General features: G+C 36.8%; 8 protein-coding genes and 4 pseudogenes. 2 read left to right on the top strand and 10 right to left on the bottom strand.

The window, feature by feature from the left end; genetic code table 11:
• Positions 1 to 44: 44 nt before the first annotated feature.
• Both MKY90_RS12635 and MKY90_RS12630 read right to left on the bottom strand, forming a co-directional pair.
• Positions 45 to 1,709 carry a DUF11 domain-containing protein gene (locus MKY90_RS12635; RefSeq protein ID WP_016126990.1) on the bottom strand — a complete coding sequence of 555 codons (1,665 nt, stop codon included), beginning with the start codon at positions 1,707 to 1,709 and terminating at the stop codon, positions 45 to 47.
• Between the two features lie 63 nt (positions 1,710 to 1,772).
• Entirely contained in the window at positions 1,773 to 3,809 is a 2,037-nt protein-coding gene (locus MKY90_RS12630) for a DUF11 domain-containing protein (protein WP_078178615.1), read from the bottom strand.
• 675 nt (positions 3,810 to 4,484) lie between these two features.
• Between MKY90_RS12630 and MKY90_RS12625 the strand changes: the two are divergent.
• Positions 4,485 to 4,787, top strand: a pseudogene (locus MKY90_RS12625) (hypothetical protein); the annotation flags it as partial.
• 275 nt (positions 4,788 to 5,062) lie between these two features.
• On the opposite strand, the gene MKY90_RS12620 reads toward MKY90_RS12625, so the two are convergent.
• The gene (locus MKY90_RS12620; protein WP_078178614.1) at positions 5,063 to 6,253 is read right to left on the bottom strand and encodes a serine hydrolase domain-containing protein; all 1,191 of its coding nucleotides are present in this window, start codon (positions 6,251 to 6,253) and stop codon (positions 5,063 to 5,065) included.
• Positions 6,254 to 6,546: 293 nt separating this feature from the next.
• Between MKY90_RS12620 and MKY90_RS12615 the strand changes: the two genes are divergently transcribed.
• Complete coding sequence (locus tag MKY90_RS12615; protein ID WP_341091474.1) at positions 6,547 to 8,340, top strand: hybrid sensor histidine kinase/response regulator transcription factor; 1,794 nt, start codon at positions 6,547 to 6,549, stop codon at positions 8,338 to 8,340.
• A gap of 558 nt (positions 8,341 to 8,898) precedes the next feature.
• On the opposite strand, the pseudogene MKY90_RS12610 reads toward MKY90_RS12615, so the two are convergent.
• The 7 genes and pseudogenes from MKY90_RS12610 to MKY90_RS12580 all read right to left on the bottom strand — a co-directional run.
• Positions 8,899 to 10,330, bottom strand: a pseudogene (locus MKY90_RS12610) (IS4 family transposase).
• 72 nt (positions 10,331 to 10,402) lie between these two features.
• Positions 10,403 to 10,789: a hypothetical protein gene (locus MKY90_RS12605; protein ID WP_341091473.1), complete on the bottom strand. Its 387-nt coding sequence runs from the start codon at positions 10,787 to 10,789 to the stop codon at positions 10,403 to 10,405.
• Positions 10,790 to 10,806: 17 nt separating this feature from the next.
• The gene (locus tag MKY90_RS12600) at positions 10,807 to 11,001 is read right to left on the bottom strand and encodes a helix-turn-helix transcriptional regulator (protein WP_002204176.1); all 195 of its coding nucleotides are present in this window, start codon (positions 10,999 to 11,001) and stop codon (positions 10,807 to 10,809) included.
• Between the two features lie 329 nt (positions 11,002 to 11,330).
• Complete coding sequence (locus MKY90_RS12595; protein WP_087944776.1) at positions 11,331 to 11,561, bottom strand: DUF2187 family protein; 231 nt, start codon at positions 11,559 to 11,561, stop codon at positions 11,331 to 11,333.
• Positions 11,562 to 12,170: 609 nt separating this feature from the next.
• A complete protein-coding gene (bglA, locus tag MKY90_RS12590) occupies positions 12,171 to 13,616 on the bottom strand; it encodes a 6-phospho-beta-glucosidase BglA (protein WP_016126986.1) in 1,446 nt (481 codons plus the stop codon).
• A gap of 13 nt (positions 13,617 to 13,629) precedes the next feature.
• Positions 13,630 to 15,509, bottom strand: a pseudogene (locus MKY90_RS12585) (beta-glucoside-specific PTS transporter subunit IIABC).
• Between the two features lie 239 nt (positions 15,510 to 15,748).
• Positions 15,749 to 16,045 (bottom strand): annotated as a pseudogene (locus MKY90_RS12580) (NUDIX domain-containing protein); the annotation flags it as partial.
• Positions 16,046 to 16,163: the final 118 nt, after the last annotated feature.

The following is a 16,163-nucleotide window of genomic DNA, read 5'->3' as shown; positions in this document are numbered from 1 at the left end:
ATTTCATCACCCTTTCCATCATCGAATCAAATTATATATGGATGTTATGAGCAAAAATCACAAATTTCTTGGGTAACAGCGAGTTTATCTTTAAGCACTGATTCTAGTACGATTAGGCTGTCTAACATATCCTCCACACTTTCATTGACAGCGATGAGATCTTGGACTCCTATTTTCTTATCTCCAAACGCACGAGCAGCTACTTCAATTTTTTCTGCTTCTGCCCGCATAATCCTAGCAATGCTTTGTTCCGCCTCAGCAATCGTTTGGATAATCTGATTTTTCCCTTCTTCACAGGTAGGTGGCTCAATCACTTCAATCCCAGGTTTGTTACTAATACTCGTCGCTGTCGAAATAGGTAAATCTGGTCTACTCTGAAAATCAAAGATCATCGATGCTTGATTATGCACCACTTTATCATCAGGCTCTTTCATGATTTTCGCTTGATACGTGATGAGGACTGTTTCTCCTACATCCAAAGTACCAATGTTCACACCCTTAGCAATATCTTGTCCTGGCCATGCCGCACCTCTGATTCGTAAACTATCTGGTAAATATTCAAGTTCTGGATCTAAGTAGTCCTGAAAAATCACATTAGTCGCATCTACATAGCCATCATTTTTTACTTCCAAAGTGTAAGTTACTATTTCACCTACTACAGCTTGTTTTTTATCCCCCGACTTATTCATTTTTACGATTGGGCTATTGGCGTCAATCTGTACTCCATATCCACTCACCAAATAGGTATCTTGCGCCGTCGCAATACGGGCGATTGCCTCGGTTTGACTATGATGCAACGTGTGAGAAATATCTACATTCGTGATATCCCAACCCGATCGTACGCCAAATCCGTCTGATCCAAGAGGCTTATTGAGCGTTCCAGCAGTTCCACTAGTATCTAAATTTCCTAGATCATCGTTAATCTGCGACGCAAAAAAATTATTTCCAGGATTATTCGGCCCAGATATCACCGAAAGCGACGAACGATTGGGACCAAATTCAAAGCGATCGCCAGGAAGATTAGAGTTTCCTTCCAGTGCCGTAAGCATGACACGTCCCTGGATATCCCCACCTTCTGGGGTTTTAAAATTATAAATCAACTCATCCACTGGAGGATTAGACATAGAAATCACTTGAGACCCAACATAAATATTCATATTTCGAATTTTAAGTAATGGATGTTTATAAGCGACAGCCAACGTCCATCCCACTGTATTGGTAGAAGCTAGAAAAAAAGTACAATCTCTTACCGTTCCGGGAATACCACCTACTATATAAGTTCCAGCTCCACCTTTTTGTACAAATTCAGTTACATTCGCAGAGCGAACATAGAAAACTTGACCGCCAAAGACGGACTCTTCTCGTGCAGTGAAGGCATCTGGTGCGATGGATACAGTAGCAGCTGGGGTGGTAAAAGTAATCGAAGTATTGATAGCTGAACGAACATCAGTATATTGATCTTTAGTCGATCCACCCCAGATCAACTCGGCATACAATATTTCACTGTCTGCAGGGATTCTCAGCATAGCCAAAGAGGAATTTTCTTGCCAGTTCATTGTACTTCCAGCTGGATAGCCTGACACTTGTTTAGAACTATCTGTTGTCAAAAAAGCCCCGATATCTGTACTTCCATCTGCATAACCTAATGTATTTCCTGTGAATGTAATCGCACCATTGGTTGTTTGGGTGAAACGATGAATAAATGGCATATTCTTCCCCCTTTTCAATCTAAATAAAGCTATAAATTCTTGTGCTTCTTTCTCATTAATCTACTAACAACAAATCTGCTTAGCAATTTCTAATTTATCTTTTAATAATTTCTCCAACTGTGTAGCTTTTTGGACTACTTTTTCGACACTCTGATTAATCCTAGCAAGTTCTTGGGCAGAGATTCTTCCTTCTTCAAATGCCTTTACCGCTTCTTGTACCTTTACACTTTCTGCTTGAAGGATTTTCATCAAACCGAGCTCTTGTTGTGCTACTGATTCAAAAATCTGATTTTGTGCTTTTTGACAATCGGTCTCCAACCACGCCGTAATTAGGTTACTTGTTACTATTTCCTCACGCACATTGCTACCTGGTTTCAGCTGAAATTGATAAATTGCCTCTGCTTGGTTATCTACTTTCACTGGCAACGGACTTTGTAACGCTACTTGAAATGTAATCACAGCTGTTTGGTCAGGAATTAATGTACCAAGAGGAATTCCTGTTGTTAAATCATCAAGCACCGGTGCACCATTTACTTTTAAACTCCCTGGAACGAGTACCGTTCCTGTAGGTATGACATCTTTAATAGAAAGTGCATTTACTGAAGTATCTCCATTATTGGTAATATCGAGCGTGTAGGTGATAATACCTCCCCTTTTATCGTAAACCGAACGATCTTCACTTTTCACGAGATCGACTTGTACATGCTTAATGATAGTATTTACTTCATTTGAGCTACTAGATCCTGATGTGAGAGGTAAACCCGCTGCACTTTGGAACTCGTAATCCAGCTCACCCGTATTAGTCACCTTTCCATCTGTAGGGACTGCAATCACTTTCACTTTAAATATGATCTCGACTGGTCCTTCTATGCTTACAGATCCGATATTGACTCCTTTAGCTGGATTTTCTCCGGGTTTGGCTTGCCCATCGATAGTTAAGCTGTTCTGCACAAATTCTAACTCATCTGGAAGAATATCTTTAAAAATGGAATTCTGTGCTTCTACTAGTCCACTATTTTCTACTAAAATTGTGTAAGTTAACTCGTCTCCGACTATTGCTATATCTTTATCCACTTGTTTGTCTATCTTAAGTTCCGGACTATTCACATCAATTTGAATCCCTAATCCAGAAAGGATGAATCCATCCATATCTGTTTTGAACCGAGCAATCGCTTCAGTTTGTGAGATTTCCATGGCGTTTGAAATATCCACATTCGTAATATCCCAGCCATAGCGCTGTGTAGACTGTTTTTGCCCTGGGGTTACATTACTATTTCCCGCTGTCCCACTAGTATCTAAATTTCCACCATCATCATTAATCTGTGAAGCGAAAAAGTTATCCACTAAGTTATTCGGTCCAGAAATGGCTTGTAATTGGCCTGGGGATGGACCAAATAAAAATTGGTCCTTAGAAATGAAACTATCGCCTTCGATAGCATTCAATAAAGCTCTTGCCTGAAACGGTTTGGATTCAGGTGTCCCAAAACCTTTAATTTTTTGATCCACTACATTCCCTCTTTCAACAGATGCCACACCAACATATAAGTTCATATTTCGTGAAGGTAAAGAAGGATTTTTATATATAACAGCAAGCGTCCATCCTGCTGCATTACTTTTACTTGGCCGTTGGATTGTGGCTGGTACCCCACTTACAGTATAAGAACCTGCCCCACTCGCCTTTATTAGTTTAGTAACATCAGCTGTACGAATATAAAATGTGTGATTTTCATGCACTACTACTTGGGCCGTTGTAGCATCAGGAGATATTGTTTGTATTGAACCTTGTGGGTTAGTTAAGGAAATGGGAACGTTAATATCTCCTGTAACATCCACTGCATTAAATTTTGAGGTACCTCCCCAAATCAACTCTGCATACAGCACTTCACTAGCTACAGGAAATTTCAGAAATGCTTGAGAAGCATTCAATTTCCAATTCAATGTACTACCTATTGGATAACTTGGGACTTGTTGGGTAAGATCCAACGTAATGAATGCTCCAATGTCATTATAGCTAGGATTATTCGAACCAAATCCTAGCGTATTACCTGTAAACGTCATCGCACCATTTGTAGTCGTTGTATAACGCTGAACTATTGACATTCTCTTCGTCCTTTCTATAACAACTAGAATAATAACTATTATTTTATTTTTTAATAAAACTTAAGGGGGGATTTTAATTCATATATTTGCCTCCTATGTAAATATTTGATAACACAAATTATATTTCACTCACTGAAAAACTATATCTATAATTAAATGTTCTTTCTATTTATCATTATTTATCTGATTTTTCAGGTAAATGTATTTCAAATCCAGTTCTGCTGTGAAAATCATTTAATAGGAATACCACCACATCTCTATTAGGCTAATAATAAAAAAATGATATCATTCAAATTTTTCAGTTAACAATTATAAAGATTTTGATATTTGGACAGATTGTAACTCCTAGCATTTATCGTTTGAAGGTTGAAACAAAACATACTGATGATAAAATAGGAATATTTTACACTGATCCAATCGAATTGAAGAATAGGGATTGGTGGAACAATACAGACAAAAAAGCAACTAATTGAAATTGGTCGCTTTTTTGTCTTCTATTTACTTGGCCTCTTATAGGGAACAGCCGAGATACGTGTAAAAATAGGTCATAGACTTACTTTTATGGTTCTGGTGCAAAAACTATATGACTTATGTAACTAATCTCTGAAACTTGGACATACTGATACTAGTACTCTAAAAAAGGACGTGATTAGTATGGAAAAGCAAAACCTATTCAAGTGGAAACAGATTATTCAGTATTTTCTTTAGGGGATTGAACAGGCATGCACGATTGCCCAAACTGTTCAATTGAACAAAACATTGGAGGAATGGCCTGGTGAAACCCCGGGCGGTGTGCTACGCAATATTGCATCTCACAACTCCTACCATTTAGGAGAAATTGTGCTGATTCGCAGATTATTTAGCGCTTGGCCACCGCCAGCATTTCGGAAAAAAACCATGCTAAGAGCATGCAAGGTTTTATACAGTTTTTCGGCTAATCCAGTAACAAACAAGAACCCTAAAACCGCGCCAGGATAGGAATGTATAAAAAAATGCATAGATCCGTAGAACAAAAAAAGGAGGTTCCCTTGTGAAAGTAGGGATCCACCTTTTTCTTTCTACCCATAATAGGACTTTATGTTAACTTCTATGAATACAATATACATCCATCTCATAAGAAAAACCGCTAGGAAAACATCTTGACGGTCCTTTTGTGTATAAATCCCATGAGGAGTGATAGATATGATCCGGCACTCGTAACCATGTATAGATCGGTATGTTTTCGTTTTCCAAGCAGGTCAAACATATATAATTCACTGTCTGTTTAGACTTGCGTAATGGCTAAATTCCTTATTGATTATTTTATCGTGAGCTGGCGCTACTTGTGGACCTACCGAGTTGATGCACGTTACCAGAATATGCTTCCCGTCTAGAGATCCGACGGCTCTCGATTCATATCCGAAAGTACCTCCGGCATGCCCCCAGTAAGATTGCCCGTCCGCTGTTTTAAATTCATAAATCCCTAGTCCGACTTTACCAAAAGGTCCATCTACTGTTGTGTGCATCTGGTCCATCATCTCTTGAGTCAGAAGCTTCCCGCCCAACAACGCACTGAAGAAGGTAGTCAAATCATTAACTGTTGAGACTATATCTCCCGCCGCATTTGCCCATGATTGATTCATTTCTGTTAAATCATACAAATGACCCGATCTATCCATATTATATCCTGTGGCATGCTTACCCGGAATTTCGTGACTATTTCCCATCACAAATGTCCCTTTCATTCCAAGCGGTATGATAAACCGTTTCCTGATCTGCTCCGCATACGTTTCTCCTGTTACCTTTTGAATAATTTGACCGGCTAGTACAGTATTCATATTGGAATAATTCCAGCCCTTCCCTGGTGCAAATACAGGTGGCTTTGAAAGTCCAAGGTCGATAAGCTCATCGACGGAATAGTAACGGTATGGATTTTGAGGCAAAGTAATATCTCGGAAATCCAAATCTGTATAGCTAGCAAGCCCACTTGTATGATTCAATAACTGACGGATCGTAATTTTGTTGCCATCATACCCTTCACCTTTTATGACACCTGGCAGCCATTTTTCAATCGAATCATCCAGATTCAATTTTTTCTCGTCAGCCAACTGTAATACAACGGACGCTGTGAAAGTCTTTGAAATACTTCCAATCCGGAATGAAAAATTGGACTCCACCGTGTGTGGTACTTCATAACTGGCTGTACCTGTAGCGTAAGACCAGCGTTTCCCGTTCTGTAACCCGCCAGCTATGACACTTGGGACTCCTTTGATGGTTACCACCTCATCAATGACGCGTTTGACTTCATCCCGATGCTTGCTTTTCTTTTCCTTCTCTGTCTCCACTTGTACCGCGCCTTCAATCTGTACCGGGTTTACAGACCCATAAGCAGAAAATACCAGTGTACTCGCCGATATAGCTGTTAATGCAAGTACAGCTCCTTTTTGAATCTTGAGTAATTTCATAACGTATCGCTCCTATTATTTTGGAATGTTGTGTTGCTTTACATCCTCACCTTATCCCCAAAATTGTTAAATCGGATAGTGATGAAACCGCCAAACTTTTGTTGACACTCGGAATTGGACTTGTCACATATACCATATGACAAACTGTCAAATATCTCATGTGACGTGCTTGTTACAGTAAATTCTAACTGTTTACCCTCTTTTTCGCTTGACGGATCAGAAGTTTATGGTGCATGATAGGTTTGATTTATTCAGAATTTATTTTAAAAAATACAAGTAGGTGTGCATAATCCGTGTTCTCTATAATAAAAAAACGGTTCTGGTATGATTGGATATTTGTGGCCATACGAACGCTTTGGATGGTCATTATCATAAGCGCTAGTTTTATCAAACCGTCATTAATCGATGCTTCTTTTTGGGTCTTATTTTCTTTTGCTTTCGTCGTTTATCTCGTTCCATTAATCGCCTGGTGTAGAAATGCAGATTGGTATCTTGCAGTCGACGTCATGGCAGCGGGGGGTTTTCATCTTTATTTAGCCTATACAGCACCGGAGTTACTTTGGTCTTTCGTTTTACTTGTGATGAATATCGGCTTGGCCAGCAATCGAAGAACCTATGTATGGACAGGTATCCTCTGTGGAATCATATTGCCGGCATTGAACGGTTGGATCGCTGGTCGTCTCCCGTATGAATTTATCGTTAGCAACGGTTTTGGATTCGCCATCGGCTTCACGTTTAATATATTAATTCAGTCCCATAAGCAAGCCCTAATTATTCATGAGCAAAAGCTATTGCTGGAGCAGCATATTGAGCGGATTGAGGAACTTACGCTGATGGAGGAGCGCAGCCGGCTGTCACATGAGCTGCATGACACGATTGGCCATACGCTTACCTCACTCATCGTCGGCGTCGAATCGCTGCGATCGTCCGTACCGAATTCACAGATAGAGAGGATCGATTCGCTTGTCGGAATCGCCCAACACAGTCTGGTTGATATCCGAAAACATCTGCATCAGCTCTCTCATACTCCATTGAACCATTCGTTAAGTGCATCTCTACGGCAATTTACCGAAGATTTTATGAAGTCAACAGGTATAATGGTCAAATTCCATGTGATTGGCAGCGAGACTCTCGTTATGCAAAAAATAAACTTTTGTCTATATCGTTGCCTTCAAGAGTCTCTGAACAACGCAGTTCGGCACGGTTCGGCGAGCTTGATATCCGTTCAGTTGTATTTCGAGAGTCAGCATCTCAGGTTACAGATCGAAGATAACGGCATCGGAATGGAAGAAATCCAATTTGGATTTGAACTTAATGGGATGAAGGAACGACTTAAGCTATTTCACGGCACGGTGTCCGTGCATTCCGAGCCAGAACAAGGAACTTTCGTCATATGTAATATTCCGTTGCAGACAGAGCCTGCACATGATACAATCCGCCTGCTGCTCGTTAACGACCAGGTGATCATTACCGACAGTTTGAAGCAAATTTTGGATCAGCATACTGATTTTAACGTAGTTGGTACAGCCAGGGACGGTGGCGAAGCATTAGAACATTGTGAGCGGTCCCAACCGGATATCGTGCTAATGGATATTAGTATGCAGGGAATGAGCGGGATTGAAACTTTACTTGAGATGAAACAACGATGGCCTGATATGAAGGTTGTGTTCATGACAACGTTTGAGGATTCCTTGCAGGCAGCAACTGCATTGGAGCACGGGGCGGAGGGCTACATGCTGAAGTCGATTCATCCGCGAGAGATGAAGGAAGCCTTGAAACTAATTTATAACGGAGGAATCTGGATCGATCAATCGGTCGCTACGCGAATTTTCGAAGAGATGAAAAGTCAACGCGAGCAATTGGAGAAGATCGGTTCAAGTCAGGAAAACTTCCCGTACGGGCTTACGAAACGTGAAATGGAGATTCTGGAGCATCTGTCAGGTGGACTGCGTTATAAGTCGATCGCCGCCAAATTATTTTTATCGGAGGGAACGATCCGCAATTATTGCTCGACTCTCTACTCTAAGCTCAGCGTCAACAACCGCGAAGAAGCAATAAAAAGGGCCCGAAAGGAAAATATTGTGTAGATGGCCCAAAAAATAGTAATCATTTTTCCGTATTCGGGGCACGGCAACGATTACTATTTTTTGGGCCACTCATTATTTTAAGTAACAGAATTAGAGTTCCGTTAACTTTTGGAATGAATTTAACAAAATTTGTTTACAGAACACCTGTAAATATTGCTGGAAAATAAGTGGACGGAATACATTTAAAGAAAATCTTCTTGAAAACTTCAAATTTAATTACCTTAAAGTCATTGTTTTATCATACCTTTCAAAGTTTTTTACAAGTGGTCCGAAAAAGAACGAATCGTTGTTATCCCCCATGCCCATCAACCCCCCAAAAAAACAAATACTCTAAAACGAGAAAATTGGCATCTTTAGGTGAAAATGTACAATTTTTTTGTTTTTGGGGCGTTATAAAATTCTTAAGTTGATGGGCATGTGGTGCTACCCCATCGCTATCAAGCTAAGCTTATGCAAAGTCAATTTTAGGCGAGATTGTTTCTTTTTTCTAAAGGGCAAGTGTAGTTGATTGAAAGATTTGCATACGAAATAAACCCTAACGAGTTTCACTTTTTTGAATTAAGCGGCTTGATTATCTGACATGGTACAATTGTAAATGACACCTAGTATATCAAAGACCGTTTTTTTCTCATATCGATGAGATTTCCGCCCGTTTTGCTGTAGGAGTTTGAACAAGCGAAGTAACACCTTTGATAGCTCTTGGGCGTTTTTTTGTATAGTTTGGAATAAAAGAAGAAAATAATCTTTAATCATATATATGGCTTTATACTCACTAAGCTCTCTTTTTTTCTTCATGAGGAGCAATTGGCGCATTTGAAACATGATAGAAAAACAGAGTAGAATGGCAATCAATTGAACATATAAATGGCACTCCAATCGTTCTGGTTTTATCTTTTTACAATGATGAATTTGAAAGAATGACTTCCACGTTTTAAATAAAATTTCGATTTGCCAACGCAAAGAATACCAGTCATGTACCTGTCCCATTGGGACAATATCTGTAGGGGGTGTTTGTCATATATACATTGATGCCACTGAGTCGTTTACTACGTGGAGAATACTTCATTCCTTTCTTTTTTTCTCTTACAGCTTGATCTTGTAATCGTTTTTGTTGTTGTTCTTTTGTTAACCGATGAACAATTACACGAGTTGGTACTTTATCAGTCATTCCTACATAAGCGTCGGATATTTCACATGTTTGTCCTGGTTGAAGAGAGTTCATTAAGACCTCCAGATCTATCTGTATATACTCTGTACCTTTCTTGATCCTTCCATCTTGAAAATAATCAGGGGTGGGATTTTTTTAATAAATACGTGTATTTGATTTAATACGAGAGATATAGTAAGCCTTTTTATCTTGTATATGTTGAAGATCTTTCAAGTGAAAATAACCTAAATCTCGAATACATAAATCATTCGCTTTCACAGTCGGGACACACAGAGAACCATAGGTTCGATCATGTTGTTTACCTGGACCTGTATGGATATGTAGGAACTGTCCACTTAATAGATCATATTCAAGCTGAATCTTCAACCCTGCTGTATGACTGCATCCTCCTGCACCTGGATAAACAGATGAAAATACATCGGGAATTTGAAACGCAGTTGAATCTAGGTTACGAATACGCTTGAACATAGAAGTGTATGGAGAAGAGGGCAGCTTAGTTGAAAATAACTTTTGGTTGAGAAGTTCGGCTAACACTTGTTGTAGAAATTGCACAGCTGTGGCATTAAATCGTTGATTCAGTCCTTCAGGACTGATGAGCACTTCCGTTGACGCTTCTAAACAGCTACATAACTGAGCTAAAGAGGTTTTAGCAACATTTTGACTAATCCATACACATAAAGCTACTAAATCTTGTGCTTGATACTTACTGGTTCGTTGTACAAAACCAACATCTCTAGCAAGATTTCGTAAGAAATTTGGAGATAAGAAATTTTGAATTTCTTGAGCAAATAGTTGTAATTCATCTGATACAGAAATAGACATACAAAAACGCCATCCTCTCGTTTTGAACTTATACCGAAAGAATAGCGTTTTTCCCCACTTTTAAATAGTCTATTAAGAGTTGTTTCTTGAAACGAATATATGACTTATTTGGTAAACGATAGGATATAAGAAAACCAGAAAAATTAACGGTTTATTATGCATATGGCTAAAATTCCATGTTCCTTCTGATAAAAATAAAGTACCTAAAGTTAATACATACATTACAAAACAACAAATTGATAAGCTTTTCTGTCTGATATGTAAAAACATTTCATCAATAAAATTTTCGCCCTCTTTTTTACCTTTCAAAATTCTCTTCATAAATAATGATTGCAAAATGATTGTTGCTACAAATAACGAGGTTATAGAAACCTGTTGTTTCTCATACCATTCAAAAGCAAGTAACCCCATAATCACAATGTATAAACAAGTAAATAAGATATTAATTCCATTTTTCATTTGCCTCTACTCCATATCTAGATTTTATAAATAAATAATTGATCAACCGTTACACCAAGGGATTTAGCTAAATTAAAAGCAAGTTCCAATGTAGGATCATATTTGTTATTCTCAATCGCATTAATCGTTTGTCTTGAAACATGACATAATTTAGCTAAATCGTCTTGGGAAAGCTTTTTCTCTTTACGTAAAATACGAATTATGTTCTCCATTTTTATGAACATCACCCCTGATTTTGTCAAAAACTTTTTACATTCTTAGTTTATATAATTCTGTTATAAATGTCAAAAGTTTTTTACATTTATAAAAATAAACGATACTCCTCCTACATCTTAGATAGAAAGAATACCGTTTTTTCGTTTTGGAGGTACTTTAAAATATTAGCTTGATAGCGATGTGGTGCTACCCCTAAAAGTAAATTATATAACAGATATAAGATATACATAAGAAATAGAGTCCCTTATTATTAGGACTCTATTTTTATGATTGCTCATGTATTCTTTCATGAGATTCACACTTCCATTAGCAATTGTTTAAGTTTTTAGGAAGCCTGTTTTTTATAAGAACGAATTTTTTTATAGCGACCATGTTTTACAACATGACGAACGTCTAATTCTTTATAACCCTTATTTTGGATAGTTTCTGAAACATCTACGATAATTGTGTTAGTTAAAATATTTACTACATAACCATTTAATTTTAAAGAAGGATTCTTACGATTTGAAAATTGTACATAGTCACCAATTTTTATTGTTGGAACTGAAATCCTAATTCATCAATTTTACGATTTATACCAGTAGTTTTCATTTTTATTCTTCCTTAAATAATCCAATCAATGCTTTTTTGCTGTGGTTTAAAATTCAACTTAACAGTGGATTATACATTACGGAAAAGATAATTACCTTAAAATCACAATCTCGGCGACTATCAATATACAACCCCCTTTTTTATATAAATCCCAAATAAAACAAAACCACTCACGAGGCACAGCGAGTGGTTTTGCTCTTTACGTAAAGAAATTAATTATATCTCGCAACTTATACATCAATGAAAAGCAATGATAGCTTAACAAACTTCAAAATTGAATTTACTAGTGTTTTTTCACGAGAACGGGAAATCTTATAATTAAGTTCTTATATTTTCCAATAACTATTTCCCCTCATCTCTTCGGTCTCGAATCTTTTGTAAATAATCAAATATACAACTACATATCATTATAAACAACACTGCTCAAATAATCCAAACCCATAATTTCTTTAATCAGATAGAAAGCTAGGGGAAGTACATTTAAATTTTATGCAATTGTAAGTAATTGCAGTAATTCATTGTACGTTGAAAAAGCAACGCTTACAAAAGAACCTTTAATAGTCTAAAATAATTTTTATCGAACATTAATTTCACCATTCGTTTGAATTACATATTTATACCAATGAAACGAATCTTTTTTGTATCGTTTCATGGATCCATTACCTTCATTATCACGATCCACATAAATCATCCCATAGCGTTTTTTCATTTCGCCTGTAGTAAATGAGACAATATCTATAATTCCCCAAGGTGTATAACCAATTAAATCGACACCATCGTAGGTTACTGCTTTTTCTAATGCTTCAATATGTGATTTTAAATATTCTATTCTCTTCTGGTCATGGATTGCCCCATCTTTTTCTAGAATATCCGCATCTCCAAATCCATTCTCTACGATAAATAATGGAATTTGATATCTGTCATACAATCGATTTAATGTATATCTTAATCCAGTTGGATCAATTGCCCATCCCCAATCAGTAGATTTAATATATGGATTTTCCACACTTTTAGCTAAACCACCGTTTACAATATCTTTTGCACTACTAATTTCCACATCATTTTTTACTGTCGTGGACATATAATAACTAAATCCTAGGTAATCTACTGTACCATTTTTTAATGTCTCTTCATCACCTTCTTCGAAATTAATAACGTACCCTTCCCTTTCAAATTCTTTCAACGCATATTTAGGATAGTAACCACGAATTTGAACATCAGGGAAGAAGTATTTTAGTCTTAGTGATTCTTCGGCTAGCATAACATCTTCCGGGTTTGATGAATAAGGGTAAATAGGTATATACGAAATCATTGCCCCAATTTGGAAATCAGAATTAATTTCTTTTCCTTTTGCTACAGCTAATGCACTTGCAATTAATTCATGATGTCCTACTTGATACATTACTTCTTTAGCATTTTCTCCTTCTTTTACAACCACTCCTGAGTTTGTCCATAAAAATAGAGGGTTATTTACATCCATTTGGTTATTGATTTCATTAAAAGTCATCCAGTATTTCACTTTATTTTTATATCGTTTAAAACAAACTTCAGCAAATTTTACAAAGAAGTCTATTACTTTTCGGTTTCTAAATCCACCATATTCTTTGGCTAGATGCAATGGCATTTCAAAATGAGATAATGTGATGATAGGCTCAATACCATATTTAAGTAATTCATCAAATACATTATCATAGAATTGTAGTCCTTCTTCGTTAGGCTCTGTTTCATCACCATTTGGAAAGATTCTGCTCCATCCGATAGAAGTTCTTAAACACTTTAATCCCATTTCACCAAATAAAGCGATATCTTCTTTATATCTATGATAAAAATCAATTGCTTCATGGTTAGGATAAAACGTATTAGGTTCAACTGTATCTGTTATTTGTCTTGGCACTCCATGTTCACCTGCAGTTAGTACATCAACTACACTAGGTCCTTTATTCCCTTGATTCCATCCACCTTCGAATTGGTGGGCAGCTAAAGCACCACCCCATAAGAATTTCTTTGGCATTGTTTTCATTGTTTATTCCTCCTTATTTTACTACTGTAAATAATTTCTGATATAGTTTGGTTTCAGAAATATCTTCTACAATAATTTCTTTATAAGTATTCAAATTTGTTATGATAATAGGTGTAATTGTTTTTAACCCATGTGTTTGAATTAATTCTTTATCAAATTCAATTAATAAATCCCCTTTTTTGATTTTTCTACCATCTTCTACATGTATAGTGAAAGGCTTTCCAGCTAATTTAACTGTATCTAAACCAATATGTACAAGCAATTCAATATCAGATTCTGAGCGTAACCCAATCGCATGTTTGGTAGGTGCAATCATGACAACTGCTCCATCAAATGGGGCATATAATTTATGATCTGACGGATCTACAGCTAAACCTGTCCCCATAGCACCTGAGCTAAATACTTCATCAGGTACTTTTGAAAGTGTGATAACATTACCACTAAATGGAGCACCGATTGTTTCTTCATTATTCTGTTGGATATTTGTCTCGCGTTCTTGTTTTGCTGTTAAGTTTTCACCTTCTATTTTTTCTGCTGTATCTTCACCGAATCCAAATATTTGAACTAAAATGATAGGTAAAATAATCGCAACCCCAGAACCTAATAAAATTCCCCAGATAGACATTGGGTAGTCAGCATTTATACCATTTACAATCGTTAATGGACCTGGTAACCCCGCATAGGCAAAGTAGTATGGATTAAAAAAGCTAGCTGTAATTGCACCTATAGTGCCTGAAATACATCCGAATATAAATGGCTTTTTAAATCTTAAATTCACGCCATAAATAGATGGTTCTGTAATACCAAAAAGTCCAGTAATACCCGCTGAAACTCCAACTTTGCGCACTTCTTGACTTTTCCCTTTTAAAACAACACCCAGTACGGCACCAACTTGTGCAACCACTGCAATTGTTTGATAGGCTTGGAATGAATCTCTACCATACAAATCAAAATTTGCTAACACCATAGGAGTAGTCCCCCAATGAATACCGAAAATAACTATTACTTGCCAGAACCCTCCTATAATAGCTCCAGCTAATGCGGGTACATTTTCCGCTAAGAAATTATAACCATTTGCAATTCCTGTTGCTCCCATTGTTGTAAGAGGTCCAATCAGCAACAATGTAAGCGGAACCATTATTACCATACATAAAAGCGGTACAAATAACGGCCTAATTACCTCATTGATTCGCTTATTTAAAAATCTTTCAAGATAGGACAAAGTCCACACTAAAAATAGTGGTGGTAACACTGAAGATGTATACACTGTTTCAGTTAAGGAAATACCTAAAAAAGTAATACAATTTGCGCCGCCATTTCTGTCCATAAGGGACTTACTAATGCAGCACAACACGCCACTGCTATGTACATGTTTGTTTTAAAGTGCTTTGATGCTGTAATTGCGATAAAAATCGGTAAAAAAGTAAATGGCGCCCAAGAAATAAAGTTTAGAACTTGATAAGTTCCAGTTTCTACAAAGTTATCAGAGAGTAATTTTATTAATATTAGTAAACCTTGTAAAATGCCAGCTGCGGCTAAAATATAAACAAATGGGGCAAAAACCGCTGAAATGGTTGCGATTATACGGTTTAACACTATTCTTTTTTCTGCTTTTGTTTCACTAGGAATATCGGTGTTTATTAAACCTGCAAATTCTTCATAGACTTCTCCTACATGTTGCCCAATAATAACTTGAAATTGCCCACCATTTTCTACAGCCGCAATAATCCCGGGTAAACTTGCAACTTTTTCTTTGGCTTTTGGATTAGATCTCTTAAGTACCAACCTAAGCCTTGTAGCACATCGTGTAGCATTAATAACATTCGTTTCTCCGCCGACAGCTTCTAAAATATCCTTTGCAAGTTTAGGATAATCTCTAATTTTTTTTGACAATCTAACTCCCTATCTTTTTTTATTTGTGGATTTTTGATACAAAAAGAATCCTTATCATAAGGGAGTACGGCAACAAAACGCGAATTTCGTATATTATCAAGACCTAAATTAATAAATGCTTAAAATTAAAAGGCCTACACATATTAGATATTACTAATATGTGTAGGCCAGCATTGTTTTGTCTATGTTCTCTTTATAGTAACTAGTCCCTCTTGATTTTTTTCGTGATCCCATTCCACTTAAATTTCGAATGTTACTTCTTCAAAGAACAAAGGGAATCTTCTACGAATGGATTTCTACATAGGAAGATTGTAAGCTTCATTGATATTCACCCAAACAGCTTTTCCTTCTGGTTAATCTTTTAGTAAATCCCCCTTAAAGTCTTTTGTAAAATAGTTAAATATCATATATCGGTCTTTGACGATCGGATTAACATATTCATAAAGTCCTTTATAAACAAGGTTGCTAACTTCAAGATCAGTTTCCTCTTTAACTTCTCTAATGGCACTATCAACAATACTTTCCGGAAATTCCAAAACTCATTACTAAAAACACAGTATCATACGGAACATTAAACACCGTTTATGGATTGTAGTGCTAGTCCATTTATTATTTCCAAACCCATTTAGAATGATCAATAAATGGGGCAGATTA

This window comes from Bacillus sp. FSL P2-0099, assembly GCF_038007445.1.
In the GTDB taxonomy this organism is placed as follows: domain Bacteria; phylum Bacillota; class Bacilli; order Bacillales; family Bacillaceae_G; genus Bacillus_A; species Bacillus_A mycoides.
The sequence above is the reverse complement of the archived record's forward strand: the minus strand, read 5'-3'. Positions and strand labels throughout refer to the sequence as shown.

What these genes read in the sequence shown, in the direction of transcription:
- MKY90_RS12630 (WP_078178615.1), bottom strand. Translation starts at nt 3,809, where the DNA reads ATGTCAATAGTTCAGCGTTATACAACGACTACAAATGGTGCGATGACG.
- MKY90_RS12620 (WP_078178614.1), bottom strand. Translation starts at nt 6,253, where the DNA reads ATGAAATTACTCAAGATTCAAAAAGGAGCTGTACTTGCATTAACAGCT.
- MKY90_RS12635 (WP_016126990.1), bottom strand. Translation starts at nt 1,709, where the DNA reads ATGCCATTTATTCATCGTTTCACCCAAACAACCAATGGTGCGATTACA.
- MKY90_RS12605 (WP_341091473.1), bottom strand. Translation starts at nt 10,789, where the DNA reads ATGAAAAATGGAATTAATATCTTATTTACTTGTTTATACATTGTGATT.
- bglA (WP_016126986.1), bottom strand. Translation starts at nt 13,616, where the DNA reads ATGAAAACAATGCCAAAGAAATTCTTATGGGGTGGTGCTTTAGCTGCC.
- MKY90_RS12600 (WP_002204176.1), bottom strand. Translation starts at nt 11,001, where the DNA reads ATGGAGAACATAATTCGTATTTTACGTAAAGAGAAAAAGCTTTCCCAA.